Source organism: Streptomyces sp. 7R007 (assembly GCF_054850255.1).
On the sequence record NZ_JBTWMV010000005.1, the window covers coordinates 52,125 to 72,951 of the forward strand.

The window sequence follows — 20,827 nt, forward strand, 5'->3', positions numbered from 1 at the left end:
CAACGGGCGGCACGAATTGTCTGCCGACGGCTCCACCAACAGCCAAGCCCCGTCGGCCGGGACGGGACCCGCGAGGGGTGCGGAGGGGCAACTTCGGCAGGAGGGAGGGGTGTGGGGGTGCGACTCGAGTGGGTGTGAGGGCGGAACCGGGGAGGGGGTGGGGTGCAACTCCGGTGGGCGCGAGGGCGGGATGGGAGGGGGGTGTGGGATGCAACTCCGCTGAGTGCGGGGCGAGATGGGCGAAAAGTGCGGGGTATGGGGTGCGGTCTGGGCGGGGTGCTGGGGTGAGGCCCCCGCAGAGTGCTGGTGATGGGGATGGGCCCCGCCCCGGGTGCTGGGACGCGGTCGCGGTCCTGTGAGGAGGCAGGGTCCGTGTTCCGCGAGAGGGGGCAGAGGACGAGTTCTGTGAGAGGCAGCAGGGCTCGCGTTCCGCAGGAGGAGGCAGAACCCGGGTTCCGCGATAGCAAGCGGAGCCCGAGTCCGCGAGAGGGCGCGAAGTCCGGGTCCGGTCGGGGGTGCTGAGGGCGGGTCCGGTCGGGGGTGCTGAGGGCGGGTTCGGCCGGGGTGTCGAGGGCGGGTCCTGCAGGGGTGCTGAGGACGGGGCCGGCCAAGGGCGTCCAAGATGAGTCCCGCCAGGGGCGGCGAGGGCGAGTCCTGCCAGGGGCGGCGAGGGCGAGTGTCGGAAGGGGCGTCCAAGGCGAGTTCCGGAAGGGGTGTCGAGGCTGTGTCCCGTGAGGGATGCCGAGGCTGGGTCCCGCGCGGGGCGCCGAGGGCGCAGGGGACGCAGTCCTGCGAGGGGCGCAGGGGACATAGTCCCCGCCGGGGTGCGGGGGCGGAGCCCCGCCAGGGGTGCAGGGGGACTGGTCCCCGCCGGGGGTGCAGGGGCGGCAGCCCCTGAGGATGGGACGGGTAGGGGCGGCGGGGGCGACAACCCCCGACGCCCACCCCCACCCACCCGTCACCCCTGCTCGACCTCCGCAGGCTCGGCCTCCACCACTTCCCGCTCCGCAACCGTCTCCACCGACACCCCCACCGGCATCTCCACCCCCACCTCCAGCCGTGCCACCGGCCCCTCCGCTCCACACCAGTGATGCAGCGCCTGCCGCACGCGCCCTTCCCTCCCACCGGGATCCGCCGCCCCGTCGACCCAGGCCGCGTACCCGTCCGGCCGGACCAACAGCACGCTCAGCCCCGCGAGTTCGGGAACCACCCCGGCCACCCGGACCGGGCACACCCGCGACCCCCACGCCTCGGTGATCAACGCGGCCCGTCCGTCCCCGGCGAGGTCGAGCAGCACGAACCGCCCGTCCCGCATCAACTCGTACAGCCGCACGGGAGCCGCCCCGGGCCGCGGCACCGTCAAGTCCGGCACCCGCTGCCCGACCCGAACCCGCAACCGCCGCCCGCCACGCCCCCGATGCCCGACACCGACACCAGCCGCCCCGGAACCAACGTCTCCACGGCCACCCTGCCCCCGCTCGCCCCCAGCCCCGGAACCAACCGCCCCACCCCGCGGCTCACCGTCAACCGAAACCCCGACCGAAGCCTCAGCCGAAGCGCCGACCGAAGCCCCAGCCGATACCCCGGCCGAAGGCCCAGCCGATACCCCAGCCGAAGCGCCAACCGAAGCCCCAGCCGAAGCCCCGGCCGAAGCCCCGGCCGAAGCGCCAACCGAAGCCCCGGCCGACGCCCCAGCCGAAGCGCCAACCGAAGCCTCAGCCGACGCCCCGGCCCCGCTCTCATCACCGCTCCGCCCCCGCCCGCTCAACAACCCGGAGACAACCTGCCCTCCAAGCCGCCCCAGCCCGGCCCGCAGCCCCGGAAGCCCACCCTCGCCCCCGACCACCCGGCCGATCCCACCAGCCTGAGCCCCTGCAAGACCGCCGCCGCCCCGAATCCCCGCAAGACCGCCGCCGGCCCGCAGCGCTGCGATCCCGCCGGTCCGAGCCCCCGCAAGCCCGCCCTGCCCCCCACCGCGCCCGTACCCGGCCCGCAACCCCGAGATCGCCTCTCCGGCGAAACGGCGGATCCGGCGGTTTGTCAGGAGTTGGCCGAGCAGGAGCCGTCGGACCGCCGTCACCGCCGGGACCGGGCTCGTGGCCAGGTTGGTCGCGCGGTCCGTGGCGCGCAGGATGCGCTCCGCCTGCGGCCGCCGCTCCGACTCGTACGTGTCCAGCAGCCCCGCCGGCGCCCACCCCTGCACCGCCGCCCCGAGCTTCCACCCGAGGTTGACGGCGTCCTGGATGCCGAGGTTGAGACCCTGCCCGCCGAAGGGAGAGTGCAGATGCGCGGCGTCCCCGGCGAGGAACACCCGCCCGGCCCGGTAGTGGTCCGCCAGCCGCTGGTGGATCTTGAACCGGGCGAGCCAGACGGCATCGTAGGGCTCGGGATCGAAGCCGAGCGCCTGCGTCATCACCTCGGCCAGCTCCTCCAGCGTCACCGGATCCCGCGTCCACGGCCGGTCCCGCCGCGCCACCGCGATCCGGTACAGCCCGTCGCCGTAGGGCACCGTCACCATCACCCCGCCGCCCCCGGCGAGGACCACCACGTCGTCCGGCGGCGGCTTGCGCAGCCGTACGTCGGCCAGCAGCGGCGCGATGTCGTACGTACGACCGCGGAAGGCGATCCCCGCCAGGTCGCGCACCGCGCTGTGCGCGCCGTCGCAGCCGACGACGTAGTCGGCGCTCTCCTCCCACTCCCCGGACTCGCCGCGCACCTGGAGCGTGACACCGGAGCCGTCCTGCGCGAGGCCGTACACCTCCGCCCCGCGCTGGATGATCACCCCGAGGTCGAGGGCGCGCTGCTGCAGCACCTCCTCCGTGCGGCTCTGCGGCACGACGTGCAGCGCCGGGAAGCGGGTGTCGAGCTCGGTGAAGTCGATGACCGCGCCGCGGACCGGCCGCATACGGCCCACCGGACGGCCCACGGCCGCCAGCGCGTCGGCGTGCCCGCGCAGGTCGAGCACCTCCATCGTCCTGCTGTACAGCCCCATCGCGCGGGACTGCTCGGACGTGGTCAGACGGCGTTCCAGGACGGTGCAGGACACTCCGGCGGCGGCCAGCTCACAGGCCAGCGCGAGTCCGGTGGGGCCGGCTCCGGCGACGATGACGGACTGCTCAGGTGCGTGGGCCACGGGTTCCTCCTTGGACATCGGTCAGCGGCGCCGCCGGCGCGGGCCGGGGGCGGGGCTCGGCGGGCGGACGGCTGAACCGCGCCGCCCACGCGCCCGCGCCGAGCACGAGGGCGCCGAGCAGCAGCCAGCCCGGGGCGCCGGGCCGTACCACGAGGAACGTGACGACCAGCGGCCCGTAGGTGTTGCGGGCGGCGTTGCCCAGGCTGAAGAAGGCGAGGTAGACCTGCCGGCGGTCCTCGGGGGCGAGTTCGTACGAGATCGCCCAGGCGCCCGCCTGCTGGTGCATCTCGGCGAAGGCCTGGAAGGCGACCGCGGTCAGCAGGACCGCGACGGCGGCGGCCGTGGGCAGCGCGCCGGTGGCCGCCAGCGCGCAGCAGCACACCGCGAGCAGCACGCCGCTCAGCCGCAGCGCGCGCCCGCCGTCCGCGGCGGTCTCGGTGGCGCGGGTCGCCCGCACCTGGAACAGCACCACGGCGACGGTGTTGAGCACCACCGCCCAGGCGATCACGGCGTGCGGCAGCGTGTCGTGGGCGAGCACCCACAGCGGGATGCCGGCCGTCAGGACCGTCACGTGCAGGCTGACCACGGAGTTGAGCACGGTCAGCGCGGCGAAGCGGCGGTCTTTGAACACGCCGAGGCGCCGCCGCCAGGGCAGCGGACGGCTCCCGGCGCGCGGACCGTCGGCCGCGGCCGGCAGCCGGGTGACGAGCAGGGCCGCGATCACGAACGACGCCGAGTCGACGTACACGACGGTCAGGTACGTCGTGTCGCTGTCGGAGACGAGCGCCGCGCCGGCCGCCAGCCCGCCGAGCGCCAGGCCCAGGTTCTGCAGCGAGCGCGCCCGGCCCATCGCGCGGACCCGCGCCCCGCCCTCGACCGCCGAGCCGAACAGGCCCTGCAGCAGCGGCGAGGCGGCCCGGTCGGCCACCGCGAGCAGCGACACCACGCACAGGAACGGCAGGAAGCCCGAGGCGAACGGATACACGGTCAGCAGGACCGCGCGCAGCAGGTGCGCGGCGATCAGCATCCGCCGCGCCCCCGCCCGGTCGGCGAGGATCCCGGTCGGCACCAGCAGCGCGAAGGACAGCGCCCCGGCGACGGACAGGCCGACGCCGACCTGGCCGTCGCCCAGGCCCAGGTAGCGGGTGAGGAAGATGACGGAGACGGACATGTAGAGCCCGCTGCCGAGGGCGTCGACGAACACGGCGGCCAGCAGCGCCAGTACCGTGCCCGGCAGCTTCTCCCGCGGTGCGGGGCTCTTCATGTCGGCTCCGTTCGAGGGGAGTTCGGGTCGGTCAGTAGTAGTCGCGCATCAGGTCGTCCACCCACTCGGGCTGGACGACCTCCTCACGGGGCCCGAACTGGCGCAGATACGGCTTGATGTCGAGCACCGGGGTGCCGTCCACCGCGTCCAGGCCCAGGACGTGCACGTCCAGCCCCTCCACCTTCAGCAGCCGGCAGCGCGAGACGCCGATGCGGTTGGGGCGGTTCTTGCCGCGCTGGGCGAAGATCCCCGCGAGCGGCCAGTCGGGGTTGTTGCGGGGGTGCCGGGCCGCCGTCTGCACCTTCTCCGGCGGGACCCGGTGGAAATGGAAGACGACCTCGACGTGGGAGAAGGAGTCCAGGGAGAGCAGTGCCTCGGGCGTGAACCGGTCGGCGTCCAGGCGGATCACCGAGGGCACGTCTCCCCAGAAGTCGTCGGTGATCTCACGGCGGTCGTTGTGGACGTGCGCGACCGGCACGAGGTCGGCGATGGGCGCCGGCCCCGGCTGCGGTTCCCAGACGTCCCCGCGCACCAGCAACTCGCCCGCGCCGGCCCGCTGTACGGCCAGATAGATCTCGTCCGCCCGCACGCCCAGCAGTTCACCGAGACGCGTCTGCAGCAGCCGCAGCAGCGCGGTGACCTGCTCGGTGGGGTAGCTCTCCTTGCAGATGACGAGCCCGACCGGCGCCGGGTTGTCCTCGGTGCCGCGCCACTCCGGGCGGTGGTAGGTGCCGGGCGGCAACTGCTGCCACCACACCCAGCAGTGCTCGGCGGGCAGTCCGAGCAGGTCCGTGACGGACTCGGTCAGTTGCCGCAGCGCGGCCCGGCCGGGGCTGGCGGCGGGGGAGTAGAGCCTGATCACCGGCATCTCAGCGCACCCCGCCCAGCGGCTTGACGCCGATCACCATGCAGGTGCGCACGGGGATGAGGAACTCCTCGCCGTCCTGCCGGATGCCCAGCGCCGCCCGCCGCTCCTCGGGGGCCCCGGCCAGCCGGCGCCGGATGGCCTGCTCGGCCTCGGCGCCCGAGGAGGCGATCTCGCACCAGCGCTTGACCGGCACTCCGGTGCGGCTCTCGGCCTGCTCGCCGCGCGCGACGGGGACGTTGAGGCCCGCGTCCTGGAGGAGGCCGACCCACTCGGCGAGGGTGTAGCTGCGCACGTGGGTGGGGTCGTGCAGGATCTCCAGCTCGTGGTTGAGCGCGTCCGTCTCGGGGTCGTCGTGCCCTTCGAGGTCGATCACGGCGAGGCGTCCGCCGGGGCGCAGCAGCCGCGCCATCTCGCCGACGGCCTGCCTGATGTCCTGGAAGTGGTGCGGGGCGAGCCGGGAGACGACCAGGTCGAACGAGGCGTCCGGGAAGGGGAGTTCCTCGGCGGCGGCCTGCACGGTCTCCACGGTCGCCGAGCGCTCGGCGGCCAGCTTGCGGAAGGACTCCAGCATCGAGGGCGCGGGGTCCACGCCCACCAGCCGGGCCGGGTACTCGTCGGCGAAGGACAGCGCCAGATGGCCGGCACCGCAGGCGACGTCGCAGATCGCGCTGCCCGTCTGCGGGCCGAGCGTCTCGTGCAGCGCCTCCATGGTCGGGCTCGACCGGTGCACCTCGCTCCGGGCGAAGTTGTCGGCGATCTTGTCGAAACGCCGGCTGGAGAGCGTCTCGGTGGCGGGCATGGCGTCCTCTTTCGGTCGGCTGAGCGGGAGGCGGAGCTGACGGACCGTCACCATTCGGCGGCCGCCAGCGAGGTGAGCGCGGCGAGCGGGTCCCGGGACGGGCCGGCGCCGCACGGGTGGAGGGTGTGGCCGAGCCCTTCGAGCACGTGGACGCGGACCGCGGGGGTGGGGGAGCCGATGAGGTGGCGGGCGGACCAGTCGGCGTAGACGGAGGGTTCGAAGACGGCGGGCGGCAGGCTGGTGTCCGTGTCGTCGAGGAAGCCGAGCAGGTCGTGGCCGCCGTAGACGAGTTCGATCGCCGGGATGCGCGAGGTGAGGAAGACGTCGGCGTCGACCACCGTGCCCACCAGGACCACCCGGTCCGCGCGCGGCGGCGCCCCCGACTCCAGCAGCCGCAGCAGGGCCTGTCCGCCGAGCGAGAAGCCGATGAGGATCAGCGGGCCGGTCGTCAGGTGCCTGGTGGAGGCCATGAGCCGGCGCAGCCGTGCGGCGCGGGCCAGCTCGTCCGACTCCTCCGCGGGCGCGTTCGCGTCCCGGGCGGGCATGTCGCACTCCAGCACCTGGGCACCCGCGGCGACCAGGCCCGCCGTCAGCCGCGCGAGCAGCAGGTCGTCCCGGCCCTCGCCGTCGAGGGCCGAGACGGTTCCGGGGCCGGCGAGCACCACGGTGGAGCTCGCCGGGCCGGCGGGGAAGGACCGCCTGGTGCGGTACTCCGCCCCGCCCGGGTCCCTGCGCCACTGGACGTGCCGGTGCGGGCTCACCGCGTCACCTCCGGCACACGGCGTCGGCGAAGCTGCCGACGCGCTGGTGGAAGTAGACGCTGATGATCTCCTCGTGCAGCGCCTCGCCGTCCAGGGTCGGGATCACGCTCTGCGGCATCCCGGGCACCGGCTCCACCAGCCCCCGCTCCAGGAGTTCGGCGAAGACGGAGGCGAACGGCTCGTCGTGGAAGAGCTCGACGCCGAACCGGCGCCTGAACCGGGCCGCCTCGATGGGCTGGTTGGCCTTGAAGTTGAAGCCGAGGACGAGCCCGATCGCCTCCAGGCCGGCGAGCCGGCGGCCGAACGCCAGCGGCAGCGTGCTCCCGTCCTGCAGCTGGCGGGCGTAGCCGGAGATGTCGGCGGTGTTGTGGGTCTGCACCACCGTGTCGTCGTCGCGGGTGAGCCAGCCGTACGCGCCGGGGCCGTAGGCGATCATCGTGTCGTGGCGCTGCCACTTGTTGCGCGAGACCCGCGGGATGTTGCCGTCGGGGTAGACGCCGGGCTTGTTCCACCAGCCGCACGGGCTCGGGTGGTAGCCGGCGTCCTGCAGCAGCTCCACGATCGCCTCGCGCATCGCGTAGGTGTCGTCGAGGCCGGGGAAGGCGTGCTCCTCGTGCAGCCGGTCGCGGACGCTCTCGACGTTCCACAGGGCCCGGTTGCCGATGCCCATCTTGGCCCGGTCGGCGTTGCGCAGCCGGTAGATGGTGATGGTGGGCACCCCCAGGTCGATGAGGCGCCGCATGTCGTCGGCGACCTTCGCCGGGGTCTGGTGGGGCAGGCCGAACATCATGTCGACGTTGAACGGCTTGCCGGTGGCCCGCAGTTTCTCGATCGCCCGCACCGACATGGCGGCGTCGTGGCCGCGTCCGGCGAAGGCGTTGACCTCGCTCTGCAGGGACTGCACGCCGACGCTGAACCGGTTGAAGCCGATCTCGCAGGCCTCGGCGAGCTCGTCGTGCTGGAAGTTGTCGGGGTTGCCTTCGAGGGAGATCTCGCAGTCCTCGGTCAGCAGGTAACACGCCCTCATGTGGCCGACCAGCCGCCGCAGTTGCGCGGTGCCAAGCAGGGAGGCGGTGCCGCCGCCGAGGTAGACGGACTCGACCGAGGCCCCGGCCAGCCACGGTGCGTGCACCAGGCGGCGGCCGGACTCGCTGATCAGCAGGTCGGTCCACACCCGCGGCGCCCGCTCGCCCTCGGCGCCGCTCGGGACCTTGCGCTTGACGTAGTTGCAGAAGTGGCAGATGTACGCGCACAGCGGCACGTGGAAGTACAGATGGGTGGGCCGGCCGGCGCCCGGGTGGTCGCGCAGGGCGTCGGCGACCTCGGCGGGCGTGAGCCGCTCGCCGTAGTTGGCCGTCACGTTGATGTTGTAGTCATCCCGGCCGATCCGCAGCGCGGGGTTCTCCCGGAGCAGCCGCGCGAGTCCTGTGCCGGGGCGCACGGCGGTGGTGCCGGCTGAAGCAACCGTCTTGCTCATCGCGACCTCGTCTCCTCACACCTGTTCGGGCTCGGCCCTTCCCGGCCCGTCCCTCTACGGGCCGGGAAGGCCGTGCGGCGCCCGCCCCCGGCTCGTCCACCGGCCGGGGGCCCCTCGGGCGCGCGCTCCTCGGACCCGTCCCTCTACGGGCCCGGGAGGTCGTGCACCGCTCCGGTCCTCGTCGTCACGGGCCTGGGTCAGATCTCGACCTCGATGACCGTGGCCTCGGTGATGTTGGTGGCCTCCACGATCGTCTCGGCCGGGGCGGTGGCGGAGGCGGCGCCGACGGCGCTCAGGGTGACGCCCTCCTCGCCGGGCTCCAGGTGGATGCGGATGACCTTCTTCTCTTCCGGCATGTCGGTGTTCCCTTCACTGGGGGGCGGCGGCTGGGCCGCCCGCGGACGGGGCCCGCTCGCGTCGTCGGGAGCGGGGGCGGTGGGGCCCGGCGGGTGGCCGGGCTAGCGCGGGGTGAGCGTCAGGCGTACGTCGCGCCGCTTGCGCTCGCGCCAGTAGCGGCCGGCGCGCAGCATGAACTCCTGGAGGTACTCGGTGGCTCCGCAGCCGCGCGGGTCGCCGGTGAGGTTGCGGGCCAGCGGCGGGCACCGGAACTGGCACCAGAAGTCCTCGCGGGCCACCGGGCAGGTCCCGCACACGGAGTGGTCCTCGAAGCGGATGTCGCGGAAGTCGTCGAAACCTGTCTCCCAGATCTCGGCGAACGGCCGCTCGGTGATGTTCCCGGCCCGGTAGAGCTGGCCGGACATGCAGTTGCTGCACGGGTAGACGTCGCCGCGGCTGTTGACGTAGACGACCGAGCGCCCGCACTTCTCCTGTCCGACGGCCCGCTCCAGACGCTGGCAGAACTGGATCGTGTCCACGCCGCGGATCTCGTCCGCGGCCCGCCTGACCGGCGCCTCGGCGGCCTCGGCTGCCATGTCGTCGGGTCCGGCGGAGTAGCGCTCCATGCAGCGCCGGTAGACGTCGAAGACCTCGTCCACGTCTTCGGGCCGCAGCAGCATGTCCGGGTGGAGCAGGGCGCGGCCCACGGGGTGGGTCTCGATCCACTGCGGGCGCGGATAGCCGCGCTCGGCGCACCACTGGAAGATCTCCTCGGCGTCCTGGATGTTGTTGCGGTGGACGGAGATCGCGGTGCGGAAGACGTGCCCGTGCCGGCGCATCGTCTCGAACGCGCGCTCCAGCTTGGGGAAGTCCATCCGGCCGCGGACCGTGCGCTCGGGGTCGGCGGTGTCGAAGCTGATGAAGAAGGACTGGCCGGGCGGGATCGCGGCGAGTTTCTCGTCGGTCACCAGCAGTCCGTTGGTGAAGATCTGTGTGCTGAACGGCTTGCCGCGCGCGTGCCGGATGATCTCCACCGCGTCCCGGTGCGAGAAGATCTCACCCCCCGTCAGGAAGACCTGCAGGACACCCATCTCGGCGAAGTCGTCGAGCAGTTCCTTGATGCGCGGGGTGGACATCTCGTTCGGCCGCTTGAGCGCGGAGTCCGCGTAGCAGTGCTTGCAGCGCAGGTTGCACAGGTTCGTGGTCTCGACGAACGCGATGGCGGGGGCGGGCAGATGGAACCGGTCCAGCGTCACCAGTGGGTCGCTGATCGCGTGGGCCATCAACTCCTCGGCGGCGACGGGCCGTCCGGAGTTGTGACGCAGGATCAGCTCCCGCGCGGAGCCGGCCAGGAACTCGACGTGGCCGTTGGGCAGGAGAGCGACGAGCCCGCCTTCGTTCGTCTGGAAGGGGATCTTCTGCACGAGTCCTGCCTCTCCCGGGCCGAAGTCAACGTCCGTTGAACTCATGATGTGATGAACTCTACGAAGAATGAATAACCTTGGCAAGGGGTGCTCGGTGATCGGTCCGGTGCGCGCGCCTGTGGTGCGCGGACGGGGGTCGATGCGAGGCTGAACGTATGAACATCCCTTTCCTGGGGCATCGCCACGAGGGGCCCGGTCCCCGTGATCCCGAGGGCCTCGCCGACCTCCTCGCCGAGTGCGAGCTGCTGCGCACCCAGGCCGCGCGGGAGGGTGTGCGGCTCGACGACTCCGCCGCCTCGCTGGAGGCGCTCGACCAGGTGCTGCCGCGCTGGCGCGACGACGAGGAGACGATGGACTGGCTGGGCAACGACGTGGGCCTCTACCTGGGCACCGTGATCGTGCGCACCGTGCCGGGGGCCGCCTGGGAGATCTGGCCCGACGGCCAGCCCGTCGTCCGGCTCGCCTCCGGGCGCGAGTTCGACGTCGTCGCCTCCGGCCGGGAGTGGGTCGAGAGCGGGGTGCCCGAGCTGTCGCAGCTGTACGGCGAGGTCGCCGAAGCGTGAGCCTCTGGCCCAGGGGGCGCCGTAAATACGGCTAATGCCCGGAAAGTGCGTGTCGTTCCGTAGCGGCATTCCCGCCCCGATAGGTTGCGGCAACCACGACACAGCTGAGAGTGAGTAGGGCTGCGTATGGCCGTCGATCCGCTGATCGAACTGCGAGACGTCAACAAGTACTTCGGGGAGCTGCATGTCCTGCGGGACGTCGACCTCACCGTGGGCCGGGGGGAGGTGGTCGTGGTCATCGGCCCGTCGGGGTCGGGCAAGTCGACCCTGTGCAGGACGATCAACCGGCTGGAGACCATCCACTCCGGCACCATCACCCTCGACGGAAAACCACTGCCCGCGGAGGGCAGGGAGCTCGCCCGGCTGCGCGCCGACGTCGGCATGGTCTTCCAGTCGTTCAACCTCTTCGCCCACAAGACCGTCCTGCAGAACGTCTCGCTGGGCCAGGTCAAGGTCCGCCGCCGCACGAAGGAGGAGGCAGACCGGCGCTCCCGCGAGCTGCTCGGCCGCGTCGGACTAGCCGATCAGGCGCCCAAGTTCCCCGCCCAGCTCTCCGGCGGCCAGCAGCAGCGCGTGGCCATCGCCCGCGCCCTGGCCATGGAGCCCAAGGCGCTGCTGTTCGACGAGCCCACCTCGGCCCTCGACCCGGAGATGATCAACGAGGTGCTGGAGGTGATGCGGCAACTCGCCCGCGAGGGCATGACGATGGTCGTCGTCACCCACGAGATGGGCTTCGCCCGCTCGGCCGCCAACCGTGTGGTCTTCATGGCCGACGGCCGCATCGTCGAGGACCGCAGCCCGGAGGAGTTCTTCACCCACCCGCGCAGCGACCGCGCCAGGGACTTCCTCTCCAAGATCCTCCAGCACTGACCGCGCCGAGCGCCCTGTCCGCGAACGTGGACTAGGCTGTTCCGTCCGTCCCAGGGACGCTGCCGCCGGGTGCGGAACCCCCGGCGGACCCGCACCCCTGGGGGGCCTCCCCGGTGGGAGGGGCGGCAGTCACAGAGCCATACCCGCCCGGCGCCGGCCGGAGATCACTGCTCGCGCAGCGGGACCGACACGTACGACGGGTCGTTCGCCGGCGAGGAGAAGGTCAGCCGCGCGCCGGACGGGTTGTGCTCGATGTAGAGCGGGTCCACCGTGTCCACGACGAGGGCCAGCCGATGCCCGGCCGGGACGTCGTACGCCGTGGAGAACAGGTCCAGATCGAGGCCGAACGGCTGCCCGGGCGTGCGCCCGTGGAAGGTGTACGGCGCGTTGGTGACCAGCTTGCCCAGGCCCAGCGGCCCCACGTCGTAGAGGTAGGCGACCAGGGTGCCGCTCTCGGCGGTCGGCGTGACGGTGGTGTGCAACCTGGCCGTGCCGCGCACCCGCTGGGCGGCGACGTACCTCTCCGACTGCCATACGGCGGCCCAGCGGCGGGGGAGCAGCGGGACCGGGGCGACAGGCGGCAGCTGGGCCACCTGGTCGAGGATGCTGGACAGGAACACGATCCCGCCGTCCGCGCCCGAGTCCACGTTGGTGTGGATGGTGGTCGTGCCGGCGAGGGCGAGCCTGCGGTCGGTGGCGGCGAGGGACTTCCAGTCCGGGTAGCCCTCGTAGCCGCCCGTGGAACGGGGTTTGATCCGCACCGGCTGCTCGCGGTCGACCCCGTTGTCCTCGTTCTTCAGGTAGTGGTCGAACCAGCGCCGGGTGTCCGTCCACACGTCGTTGGGCAGCCCGAACAGCCCCGGCAGTTCGGCGGTCGCGTGGTCGCCCGGGCGCAGCTGGAGCCGCTTGGGACCGGTCAGCCGCTGGTAGAAGTCCGCCTCCTGGTTGGCCGGGAAGACCGTGTCCCCCCAGGCGTTCGCGAGCATGACCGCGGTGTCGTTGGCGTTGAGCTGGTCCACGTAGGTCGAGGGAGAACGTTTCTTCCCCCAGGCGATCAGGTCCTCTTCCTTCGCCAGGTTGGAGGCGTAGAAGTCGTCGAAGACCTGGCGGGTCTCGGCGCTCTGCCGGCCGGTGACCAGGCTCGCGCCGTCGAGGATCGCGGTGGCCTGGACGTGCTCGGTGCGTCCGGAGTAGATCGAGCCGACCAGGTCGGCCCAGCCGCTGAGCGAGGCGACGGCCCTGATCCGCCGGTCGTGCGCGGCGGCCAGCAGACTGATGCCGGCGCCGTAGGAGACGCCCGCTATGCCGATGTGGTCGGCGTCGGCGGGGGTGTGGGCGAGCGCCCAGTCGACGACCTTGGAGGCGTCGGCGACGTCGGCGGGGCCGGCCACGTCGATCTCGCCGCCGGACTGCCAGAATCCGCGCACGTTGTAGGCGACCACGACGTAACCGGCGTCGGCGAGCCGCCGCGCCTGCGCGAGGTACTCGACCTGCGGGAAGGCCCAGCTCGTGGCGAGGACGAGCAGCGGGTGGCGGTGCGTGCCGTCGGCGTCCGCGGGCGTGACGACGTTCGCCTTGAGGACCGTGCCGCCGTCGCCGGCGATGTCCACGAAGCGGACGGCGGGCTCGGCGGCCTGGGCGGTGGGGGCGAGTCCGAGGGCGCTGCCGGCGATCAGCGTCGCCGACACGGCGCCGACGGCGGTCGTGCGCAGGGCCTTGCGCGGGTGTCCCACGGGTCACTCCTCACTGGTGTCCGAGCAAAGTGACCCGACGGTAACCGCGGCCGTTTACTGGAAGTAACCCGTCGGTAAGTTACGTGCCAGTAACGATTGTTGGGGGATGAATGAGTTCAGGACGCGCGGTGGGAGTTGCGCGGAGCGGGCTCCGCGGCGGCCGGCAGCGGCGTCTGCGCCGCTCGGGTCACGTCGGCGACCAGCTCGACGACATCGGGGCCGTACGCCTGGGAGTTGACGACCTTGAGCAGCAGTACGAAGGTCTTGTTGCCGTGCTTGCGCGCCAACTGCTCGTGGTGACGGGCCAGATAGCGGGTGGCGGCCTGGTTGGTGATCGCGCGCTGGCCGCAGAAGAGGAACACCGGGCGCAGCTGTCCCGCGGTGATCCGCGCCAGCAGGACGTACTCCGTGACGCCGGGCTCCATGCGGTAGCGCTCGCCGCCGATCTGGAACGCGCCCCGGTCCGGCCCCGGTTCGGGATCGATGTTCACCCGCACGCCCGGCAGCATCGCCGACATGTGGGCGAGCATCCGCCGGTTGGACCCGGGGCCGCCCACACAGAACTCGGTCCGCTCGCCGAAGCCCTGCTGGGCCGCGTCCTGCGTGACGACCTGCGCGTTGGCCCCGCAGTCCTTGATGAGGGCGGACAACTCCAGCAGTGCGAACACGTCATGGCGGTGCACCGCCAGATCGGGACTGCCGGCGTCCCGGTTCACCACCAGCAGCGACTCGGAGTTGTCCGGCAGACCGAAGAACGCCTGCTTGCGGCGGAGCTTCCGCTTCCACAGGTACGTACGGGCCAGCCAGCCCAGTGCCGCGCTGATGCCCGCCGCGACCACGCCCAGGACGATGTTGCGCACGTCGTCGTTCATGGGCGCGCATCGTAGCGGGCGAACGCAAACCCGTGTTCGAGACGGCCGTCGCGACCTCCTGACGTGGCCGTCGCGCGCTCCTGACGTGGCCTGAGGGATGCAATAGGCTGCGCGGACGGCCTTTTCCCCTGGAGGTTGAGGATGCGTCGTCCCGTCGCGCGGAAACTGTCGGTCCTGGCGGTCTCGGCCGCCGTCGTGTCGGTGGGAGCGGCGGCGCCGCCCGCCGCCGGGAGCTCCACGCCCGCCAAGGTGCCGGTGGCCGTCGGCTACGGCGGCGCCGTCGCGAGCGTCGACGCGGACGCCACCGCGGCCGGCATCGAGGTGCTGAGAAAGGGCGGCAACGCGGTCGACGCGGCCGTGGCGACGGCGGCGGCCCTCGGCGTCACCGAGCCCTACTCCTCCGGCATCGGAGGCGGCGGCTACTTCGTCTACTACGACGCCAAGTCCCGTACGGTGCACACCATCGACGGTCGCGAGACCGCCCCGCTGACCGCCGGCTCCGACCTCTTCCTGGAGAACGGCAAGCCGCTCGCCTTCGCCGACGCCGTCAGCAGCGGCCTGAGCGTCGGCACCCCGGGCACGCCCGCGACCTGGCAGACGGCGCTGACGCAGTGGGGCAGCAGACGGCTCGGCACCGTCCTGAAGCCGGCCGAGCGCATCGCCCGGGACGGCTTCACCGTCGACGACACCTTCCGCTCGCAGACGGCCGCCAACGAAACACGGTTCCGCTACTTCCCGGACACGGCGAAGCTGTTCCTGCCCGGCGGGCAGCTGCCTGTGGTCGGCTCCACCTTCAAGAACCCCGAACTCGCCCAGACCTACGAGGAGCTGGGGAAGAAGGGCGTCGGCGCCATCTACCACGGCGACCTCGGCCAGGACATCGTGGACACCGTCAACAAGCCGCCCGTCGACCCCGGTTCGGGGTGGAACGCCCGTCCGGGCCGGCTCTCCGACAAGGACCTCGCGGCCTACCGCGCCAAACTCCAGGCCCCGACGAAGACGTCGTACCGCGGCCTGGACGTGTACTCCATCGCCCCCTCCTCCTCCGGCGGCACCACCGTCGGAGAAGCCCTCAACATCCTTGAGGACACCGACCTCTCCAAGGCCAGCGAGGTCCAGTACCTGCACCACTTCATCGAGGCCAGCCGGATCGCGTTCGCGGACCGGGGGCGGTGGGTCGGCGACCCCGCCTTCGAGGACGTACCGACGAAGGAACTGCTGTCGCAGAAGTACGCCGACTCGCGCGCCTGCCTTATCAAGGACGACGCGGTGCTGACCAGCCCGCTCGCGCCGGGAGATCCGCGCGACCCCGCCGCCTGCTCCTCCGGGGGGACGGCCGCCCCCACCACGTACGAGGGCGAGAACACCACGCACCTGACCGTCGCCGACAAGTGGGGCAACGTCGTCTCCTACACGCTCACCATCGAGCAGACCGGCGGCAGCGCGATCACCGTGCCGGGGCGCGGGTTCCTGCTCAACAACGAGCTGACCGACTTCTCCTTCGCGCCCGCCAACCCGGCCGTCCACGACCCGAACCTGCCCGGCCCGGGCAAGCGGCCGCGGTCGTCGATCTCACCCACGATCGTGCTGGACCGGCACGGCCGGCCGGTGGTGGCGCTGGGCTCACCCGGCGGGGCCACGATCATCACCACCGTGCTGCAGACGCTCACCGAGTTCCTCGACCGCCGACTGCCGCTCGTCGACGCGATCGCCGCCCCGCGCGCCAGCCAGCGCAACGCGGCCAAGACGGAGCTCGAACCCGGCCTGTACGACAGCGACCTGCGGACCCGGCTGGAGGCCATCGGGCACTCCTTCTCACTGAACCCGGAGATCGGCGCGGCCACCGGGGTGCAGCGACTGCCCGACGGCAAGTGGCTGGCCGCCGCGGAGAAGGTGCGCCGCGGCGGCGGCTCGGCCATGGTCGTGCACCCGGCGCCCTGATCAGAGCTCGGGAGCGGGCGGCAGATCCTCCGTACGGAAGACGAGCCGCCCGTCCTCGACGTCCACCGTCACCCGGCTGCCCTCCGCGACCGTGCCGTCCAGCAGCAGCCGGGACATGCGGTTGTCGACCTCCCGCTGGATCGTGCGGCGCAGCGGCCGGGCGCCGTACTCCGGCTCGTAGCCGTGCTCCGCGAGCCAGTCCACCGCCGCGTCCGTGAACTCGGCCGTGATGCCCTGGGCGTGCAGCAGACGCCGCGTCTTCTCCAGCAACAGGTCGGTGATCCGGCGCAGTTGGTCGGTGGTGAGCTGGCGGAAGACGACGATCTCGTCGATGCGGTTGAGGAACTCGGGGCGGAAGTGCTCACGCAGCGGCCGCAGGATCTGCTCGCGGCGCGCCTCCTCGTCCGCCTCGGCGCCGCCCGGGCCGAAGCCGATGCCGGCGCCGCGGCGGGTGATGGCCTCGGAGCCGAGGTTGCTGGTCATCACGATCACCGTGTTGGTGAAGTCGACCGTGCGGCCCTGGGAGTCGGTCAGACGGCCGTCGTCCAGCACCTGCAGCAGGATGTTGAAGACGTCCGGATGGGCCTTCTCCACCTCGTCCAGGAGCAGCAGCGAGTACGGGTGGCGGCGCACGACCTCGGTGAGCTGGCCCGCCTCCTCGTGGCCGACGTAGCCGGGCGGGGCGCCGACCAGGCGGCTGACGGTGTGCCGTTCCTGGTACTCGCTCATGTCGAGGCGGACCATGCGCTCCTCGCTGCCGAAGAGCGCCTCGGCGAGCGCGCGGGCCAGTTCCGTCTTGCCGACGCCGGTCGGGCCGAGGAAGAGGAAGCTGCCGATCGGGCGGTCGGGGCTGGCCAGGCCCGCGCGGGAGCGCAGCACCGCCTCGGCGACGACGCTCACGGCCTCGTCCTGGCCGACGACCCGCTGGTGCAGGTGCTCCTCCAGGCCCAGCAGGCGTTCCTTCTCCTCCTGGGTGAGGCTGCTGACCGGGATGCCGGTCTGCCGGGACACCACCTCGGCGATCGCCTCAGCGGTCACCTCCAACTGCCCCTCGTCGGCCTTCCCGTCGCCGCTGCTCTGCGCGATGCGGTCCTTCAACTCCGCGATGCGGTCACGCAGTTGGGTGGCCTGCTCGTACTGCTCGTCGGCGACCGCCTGGTCCTTGTCCCGGGTCAGCTGCTCGACCTCGTGCTCCATGGCCCGTACGTCCGTGCCCTTGGTGCGGGCGCGCAGCCGCACCCGGGCCCCGGCCTGGTCGATCAGGTCGATGGCCTTGTCGGGCAGCCGGCGGTCGGTGAGGTAGCGGTCGGACAGCTCCACGGCGGCGACCAGGGCCTCGTCGGTGTAGCGGACCTGGTGGTGGGCCTCGTACCGGTCGCGCAGCCCGCGCAGGATCTCGATCGTGTCGGGGACGGACGGCTCGGGCACCAGGATCGGCTGGAAGCGGCGGGCCAGCGCCGCGTCCTTCTCGATACGGCGGTACTCCTCCAGCGTCGTCGCCCCGACGATGTGCAACTCCCCGCGCGCGAGCGCCGGTTTGAGGATGTTGCCCGCGTCCATCGCCCCGCCCTCGCCGCCCCCGCCGGCGCCCACGACGGTGTGCAACTCGTCGATGAACACGATCAGTTGGTCGGAGTGGGCGCGGATCTCGCCGACGATGGTGTTCATCCGCTCCTCGAAGTCGCCCCGGTAGCGGGTGCCGGCGACGACCCCGGTCAGGTCCAGCGCGAACACCCGCCGCCCGATCAGGACGTCTGGTACGTCCCCGTCGGCGATGCGCTGGGCGAGCCCCTCCACCACGGCGGTCTTGCCGACGCCCGCGTCGCCGATGAGCACCGGGTTGTTCTTGCCGCGCCGGGAGAGCACCTCGATGGTCTGCTCGATCTCCTGTTCCCGCCCGATCACCGGGTCGATCCGGCCCTGCCGGGCCAGGTCGGTCAGGTCGCGCCCGTACTTGTCCAGGGTGGGGGTGCCGGAGGGCCGGGGCCATTCGGTGCGGCTCTGGGGTGCCTCGGGCGCCTCCGGCGGGCCGGCCGGCGCGAAACGCGCCGAGTTCAGGATGTGCCCGGCGGCCGAGTCGGGGTTGGCGGCCAGCGCGCTGAGCACGTGCTCGGGGCCGATGTAGCCGGCGCCGTTCGCGCGCGCCAGTTCATGGGCGTCGAGCAGGGCCCGCTTGACGGCCGGCGTCAGGGAGAGCGAGGTCGGCGCCGGGGACTCGCCGGGCGGGTGCTGGACGGGACCGGAGCGCTCGTCGATCTCCGTGGCCAGCGAGTCGGGGTCCGCGCCGGCGCGGCTGAGCAGACTGCGCGTGGGCTCGGTGGCCAGCGCGGCGCGCAGCAGGTGCTGGGTGTCCAGGTCCCGGCTGCCGTGCTCGGCGGCGTACTGGGCGGCGCCGCGCACCAGCTCCCGCGCGGGCTGGCTGAGCAGCCGCCCGATGTCGATCTGGCGCGGGCCCTGGCGCGGTCCGCCGAAGAAGCGGGCGAAGAACTCCTGGAAGGGATCCGATCCGAAGTCGCCTGGTCCGGGGAAACCGCTGGTCATGAGCGTTCGTTCCGTTCCGGCGTCCCGGCGCCTGGCGGGACGCGCTCGCTGATCGACGTGCCGGTCCACGCGGGTGCCCCGGCAGGGCCCGGTTACACCACCTTCGCACGGCCCCGGGAGGCCGGCACGTCCAGCGGTCCGGGCGGCGGGCCGACGGGCAGGACGACGTCGGCCCAGGCGGCCAGTTGGGGGGCGTGGGTGATGAGGAACGTCGTACGGGAGGCCGTCAGACGGCGCAGCGGACCCGTCACCCGCCCGGCCGCGGCGGCGTCCAGGCAGGCCGTCGGCTCGTCCAGGACCAGGAGCGGCGTGTCGCGCACCAGCGCCCGGGCGATCGCCACCCGCCGGCGCCGCCCGCCCGACAGCTGCCGTCCGCCGGGGCTCACGGGGGTGTCGTAGCCCTGCGGCAGGGCGCGGGCGAAGCCGTCGACGTCGGCGAGTTCGGCGGCGCGCCGCACGCTCGCCTCGCCGGCGCCGGGGTGGCCGCAGGCGATGTTCTCGCGGATGGTGCCGTCCAGCAGCATGGGGGCCTGCGGGACCAGGGTGATCAGCTCGCGCAGCCGGCGCGGCGGGATCGACACGAGCGCAGCAGCAGTTTCGCCAGCGTCGACTTGCCCGCGCCGCTCGGGCCGTCGACGAGGACCGGCAGGCCCGGGTACGCGGTGAAGTGCAGGCCGCTGAGGACGCGGCGGTCCGCGCCGGGGCAGCGGAAGCCCACGTTCTCCAGGGTGACGACACCCGGACCGGCGGCGTGCGGCGGGGGCGCGTCGTCCGGGCCGGCGGGAAGGGTCACGTCATACGATCAGCGCCCGGCGGCGTTGGGCCGGGGCGGGCGCGGGCCCTGGGGAGGCGGCGGGGGAGGCACCGGGCGCCGCCGCGGGGGCCGGGGAACCGGCATGCGCATGCGCACGCTTTCCAATGAGAACTCCTTCGCCAATGAGAACTCCTTCGCCGATGAGGCGACTGAACCGAGGCGGTTTTTCGCGCCCGTCTCGGAGACGAATACGGGTCGCTTGTTCGGAGCCGCTCAGCGTCACAGGGAATTCATGGACGCCATACGGAGTTCATGGACCGGCACGCCGGGATGGGAAAGGGGTGTGAGCGGGCTGTGTCAGTTCTTTGAATTCCGTTCCGTCAGGATGCGCGGCCCGGCCTCCGTGATCGCCACCGTGTGCTCCGCGTGGGCCGCCCTGGAGCCGTCGTCCGTGCACAGGGTCCAGCCGTCGGGCGCCGCGTGGTAGCCGTCCGTGCCGCCGCCGATCAGCATGGGCTCGATGGCGATGACCATGCCGGCGCGCAGCGGGAAACCGCGGCCGGGGCGGCCCTCGTTGGGCACGCCGGGGTCCTCGTGCATCCGGCGGCCGATGCCGTGGCCGCCGAAGCCCTGCGGGATGCCGTAGCCCGCCGACCTGCACACCGTGCCGATCGCGTGCGCGATGTCGCCGATGCGGTTGCCGACCACCGCCGCCTCGATGCCGGCCGCCAGCGCCCGCTCCGCCGTCTCCACCAGTCGTACGTCCGCCGGGTCGGGCCGGCCGACGACGAAGCTGATCGCCGAGTCGCCCGTCCAGCCGCCGAGTTCGGCGCCGCAGTCGATGGAGACCAGGTCGCCGTCGCGCAGCCGGTAGGCGGTCGGGATGCCGTGCACGATCGCGTCGTTGACGGAGGCGCAGATGACGGCCGGGAAGGGGACCGGGGCGAAGGAGGGCCGGTAGCCGAGGAACGGCGAGGACGCGCCCGCCTCGCGCAGCACCCCGCGCGCCACCTCGTCCAGCTCCAGCAGGGAGACGCCCACGGCGGCGGCCTCCCGTACGGCCGTCAGGGCCCGGGCGACCACCTGCCCCGCCTCGTACATGTCATCGATCGATGTGTCCGTCTTCAGTTCCACCATGCCAATTAATATACCGGCTTGTTAGACCGGATTGAAATCCCGGACTAGACTCGTCGGCATGGTGCGCACCCCTCTCACGCCGGAAGAGCGCGAACGCGGCGAGCGGCTCGGGCAGCTGCTGCGCGAGGCCCGCGGCGGGCGGAGCATGACGGACGTCGCCGCCGAGGCGGGCATCTCCGCGGAGACGCTCCGCAAGATCGAGACCGGCCGGGCGCCGACGCCGGCGTTCTTCACGATCGCGGCGCTCGCGCGGGCGCTCGGGCTGTCGATGGACGAACTGGTGCAGCGGTGCGCGCTGGTGGCCGTCTGACGCCCGTCGGTCGCTCGCCCGCCGCCCATCGGTCAAGATCGTGC

18 protein-coding genes are annotated in these 20,827 nt (G+C 72.6%); 4 read left to right on the plus strand and 14 right to left on the minus strand.

The genetic code is table 11. The features are described from left to right. Nucleotides 1-958: 958 nt before the first annotated feature. The 8 genes from ACYF6T_RS08585 to ACYF6T_RS08620 all read right to left on the minus strand — a co-directional run bounded on the left by ACYF6T_RS08585 (nt 959) and on the right by ACYF6T_RS08620 (nt 10,107). Nucleotides 959-3,151: an FAD-dependent monooxygenase gene (locus ACYF6T_RS08585; protein WP_461694832.1), complete on the minus strand. Its 2,193-nt coding sequence runs from the start codon at nt 3,149-3,151 to the stop codon at nt 959-961. Continuing rightward, complete coding sequence (locus ACYF6T_RS08590) at nt 3,117-4,397, minus strand: MFS transporter (RefSeq protein ID WP_461694834.1); 1,281 nt, start codon at nt 4,395-4,397, stop codon at nt 3,117-3,119. The genes ACYF6T_RS08585 and ACYF6T_RS08590 overlap by 35 nt, the downstream gene beginning before the upstream one ends. A 31-nt stretch (nt 4,398-4,428) precedes the next feature. After that, nucleotides 4,429-5,265, minus strand: a complete 837-nt coding sequence (locus ACYF6T_RS08595; RefSeq protein WP_461694835.1) for an SAM-dependent methyltransferase — start codon at nt 5,263-5,265, stop codon at nt 4,429-4,431. A gap of 1 nt (nt 5,266) precedes the next feature. Beyond that, entirely contained in the window at nt 5,267-6,064 is a 798-nt protein-coding gene (locus ACYF6T_RS08600; RefSeq protein WP_461694836.1) for a class I SAM-dependent methyltransferase, read from the minus strand. Nucleotides 6,065-6,111: 47 nt separating this feature from the next. Continuing rightward, nucleotides 6,112-6,825 carry an alpha/beta fold hydrolase gene (locus ACYF6T_RS08605; protein ID WP_461694837.1) on the minus strand — a complete coding sequence of 238 codons (714 nt, stop codon included), beginning with the start codon at nt 6,823-6,825 and terminating at the stop codon, nt 6,112-6,114. Between the two features lie 4 nt (nt 6,826-6,829). After that, nucleotides 6,830-8,302 carry a coproporphyrinogen-III oxidase family protein gene (locus ACYF6T_RS08610; RefSeq protein WP_461694838.1) on the minus strand — a complete coding sequence of 491 codons (1,473 nt, stop codon included), beginning with the start codon at nt 8,300-8,302 and terminating at the stop codon, nt 6,830-6,832. Between the two features lie 197 nt (nt 8,303-8,499). Next, on the minus strand, nt 8,500-8,658 hold the full coding sequence (locus ACYF6T_RS08615; protein ID WP_188290724.1) for a hypothetical protein: 159 nt from the start codon (nt 8,656-8,658) through the stop codon (nt 8,500-8,502). A 102-nt stretch (nt 8,659-8,760) separates the two neighbouring features. After that, the gene (locus ACYF6T_RS08620; protein ID WP_461694840.1) at nt 8,761-10,107 is read right to left on the minus strand and encodes a radical SAM protein; all 1,347 of its coding nucleotides are present in this window, start codon (nt 10,105-10,107) and stop codon (nt 8,761-8,763) included. A gap of 110 nt (nt 10,108-10,217) precedes the next feature. Here ACYF6T_RS08620 and ACYF6T_RS08625 point away from each other — a divergent pair, with 110 nt between their 5' ends. Beyond that, nucleotides 10,218-10,625: a DUF6278 family protein gene (locus tag ACYF6T_RS08625; protein ID WP_461694841.1), complete on the plus strand. Its 408-nt coding sequence runs from the start codon at nt 10,218-10,220 to the stop codon at nt 10,623-10,625. Nucleotides 10,626-10,751: 126 nt separating this feature from the next. After that, nucleotides 10,752-11,495, plus strand: coding sequence for an amino acid ABC transporter ATP-binding protein (locus ACYF6T_RS08630; RefSeq protein WP_461694842.1), 744 nt, complete (start codon nt 10,752-10,754; stop codon nt 11,493-11,495). A gap of 164 nt (nt 11,496-11,659) precedes the next feature. Here ACYF6T_RS08630 and ACYF6T_RS08635 read toward each other — a convergent pair whose 3' ends face one another. Both ACYF6T_RS08635 and ACYF6T_RS08640 read right to left on the minus strand, forming a co-directional pair. Further along, nucleotides 11,660-13,228: an alpha/beta fold hydrolase gene (locus tag ACYF6T_RS08635; RefSeq protein ID WP_461694844.1), complete on the minus strand. Its 1,569-nt coding sequence runs from the start codon at nt 13,226-13,228 to the stop codon at nt 11,660-11,662. Nucleotides 13,229-13,344: 116 nt separating this feature from the next. Then, nucleotides 13,345-14,100: a hypothetical protein gene (locus ACYF6T_RS08640; RefSeq protein WP_461694846.1), complete on the minus strand. Its 756-nt coding sequence runs from the start codon at nt 14,098-14,100 to the stop codon at nt 13,345-13,347. A 141-nt stretch (nt 14,101-14,241) separates the two neighbouring features. Here ACYF6T_RS08640 and ggt point away from each other — a divergent pair, with 141 nt between their 5' ends. Continuing rightward, entirely contained in the window at nt 14,242-16,041 is a 1,800-nt protein-coding gene (gene ggt / locus ACYF6T_RS08645; RefSeq protein WP_461694847.1) for a gamma-glutamyltransferase, read from the plus strand. On the opposite strand, the gene ACYF6T_RS08650 is transcribed toward ggt, so the two are convergent. The 4 genes from ACYF6T_RS08650 to map all read right to left on the minus strand — a co-directional run bounded on the left by ACYF6T_RS08650 (nt 16,042) and on the right by map (nt 20,473). Beyond that, nucleotides 16,042-18,582, minus strand: coding sequence for an ATP-dependent Clp protease ATP-binding subunit (locus ACYF6T_RS08650; RefSeq protein WP_461694848.1), 2,541 nt, complete (start codon nt 18,580-18,582; stop codon nt 16,042-16,044). A 92-nt stretch (nt 18,583-18,674) separates the two neighbouring features. After that, nucleotides 18,675-19,163: an ATP-binding cassette domain-containing protein gene (locus ACYF6T_RS08655; RefSeq protein WP_461694849.1), complete on the minus strand. Its 489-nt coding sequence runs from the start codon at nt 19,161-19,163 to the stop codon at nt 18,675-18,677. Next, on the minus strand, nt 19,130-19,375 hold the full coding sequence (locus tag ACYF6T_RS08660; RefSeq protein WP_461694851.1) for a hypothetical protein: 246 nt from the start codon (nt 19,373-19,375) through the stop codon (nt 19,130-19,132). Before ACYF6T_RS08660 ends, ACYF6T_RS08655 begins: the two co-directional genes overlap by 34 nt. Nucleotides 19,376-19,693: 318 nt before the next feature. Then, complete coding sequence (gene map / locus ACYF6T_RS08665; RefSeq protein ID WP_461694852.1) at nt 19,694-20,473, minus strand: type I methionyl aminopeptidase; 780 nt, start codon at nt 20,471-20,473, stop codon at nt 19,694-19,696. Nucleotides 20,474-20,531: 58 nt separating this feature from the next. Here map and ACYF6T_RS08670 point away from each other — a divergent pair, with 58 nt between their 5' ends. Further along, nucleotides 20,532-20,783, plus strand: coding sequence for a helix-turn-helix domain-containing protein (locus tag ACYF6T_RS08670; RefSeq protein ID WP_461694853.1), 252 nt, complete (start codon nt 20,532-20,534; stop codon nt 20,781-20,783). Nucleotides 20,784-20,827: the final 44 nt, after the last annotated feature.

Bases quoted from the DNA above. Each gene is read 5' to 3' on its own strand.
- ACYF6T_RS08650 (WP_461694848.1), bottom strand. From the start codon at position 18,582: ATGACCAGCGGTTTCCCCGGACCAGGCGACTTCGGATCGGATCCCTTC.
- ACYF6T_RS08620 (WP_461694840.1), bottom strand. From the start codon at position 10,107: ATGAGTTCAACGGACGTTGACTTCGGCCCGGGAGAGGCAGGACTCGTG.
- ACYF6T_RS08670 (WP_461694853.1), top strand. From the start codon at position 20,532: ATGGTGCGCACCCCTCTCACGCCGGAAGAGCGCGAACGCGGCGAGCGG.
- map (WP_461694852.1), bottom strand. From the start codon at position 20,473: ATGGTGGAACTGAAGACGGACACATCGATCGATGACATGTACGAGGCG.
- ACYF6T_RS08625 (WP_461694841.1), top strand. From the start codon at position 10,218: ATGAACATCCCTTTCCTGGGGCATCGCCACGAGGGGCCCGGTCCCCGT.
- ACYF6T_RS08585 (WP_461694832.1), bottom strand. From the start codon at position 3,151: ATGTCCAAGGAGGAACCCGTGGCCCACGCACCTGAGCAGTCCGTCATC.
- ACYF6T_RS08595 (WP_461694835.1), bottom strand. From the start codon at position 5,265: ATGCCGGTGATCAGGCTCTACTCCCCCGCCGCCAGCCCCGGCCGGGCC.
- ACYF6T_RS08630 (WP_461694842.1), top strand. From the start codon at position 10,752: ATGGCCGTCGATCCGCTGATCGAACTGCGAGACGTCAACAAGTACTTC.
- ggt (WP_461694847.1), top strand. From the start codon at position 14,242: ATGCGTCGTCCCGTCGCGCGGAAACTGTCGGTCCTGGCGGTCTCGGCC.
- ACYF6T_RS08610 (WP_461694838.1), bottom strand. From the start codon at position 8,302: ATGAGCAAGACGGTTGCTTCAGCCGGCACCACCGCCGTGCGCCCCGGC.
- ACYF6T_RS08600 (WP_461694836.1), bottom strand. From the start codon at position 6,064: ATGCCCGCCACCGAGACGCTCTCCAGCCGGCGTTTCGACAAGATCGCC.
- ACYF6T_RS08590 (WP_461694834.1), bottom strand. From the start codon at position 4,397: ATGAAGAGCCCCGCACCGCGGGAGAAGCTGCCGGGCACGGTACTGGCG.
- ACYF6T_RS08640 (WP_461694846.1), bottom strand. From the start codon at position 14,100: ATGAACGACGACGTGCGCAACATCGTCCTGGGCGTGGTCGCGGCGGGC.
- ACYF6T_RS08615 (WP_188290724.1), bottom strand. From the start codon at position 8,658: ATGCCGGAAGAGAAGAAGGTCATCCGCATCCACCTGGAGCCCGGCGAG.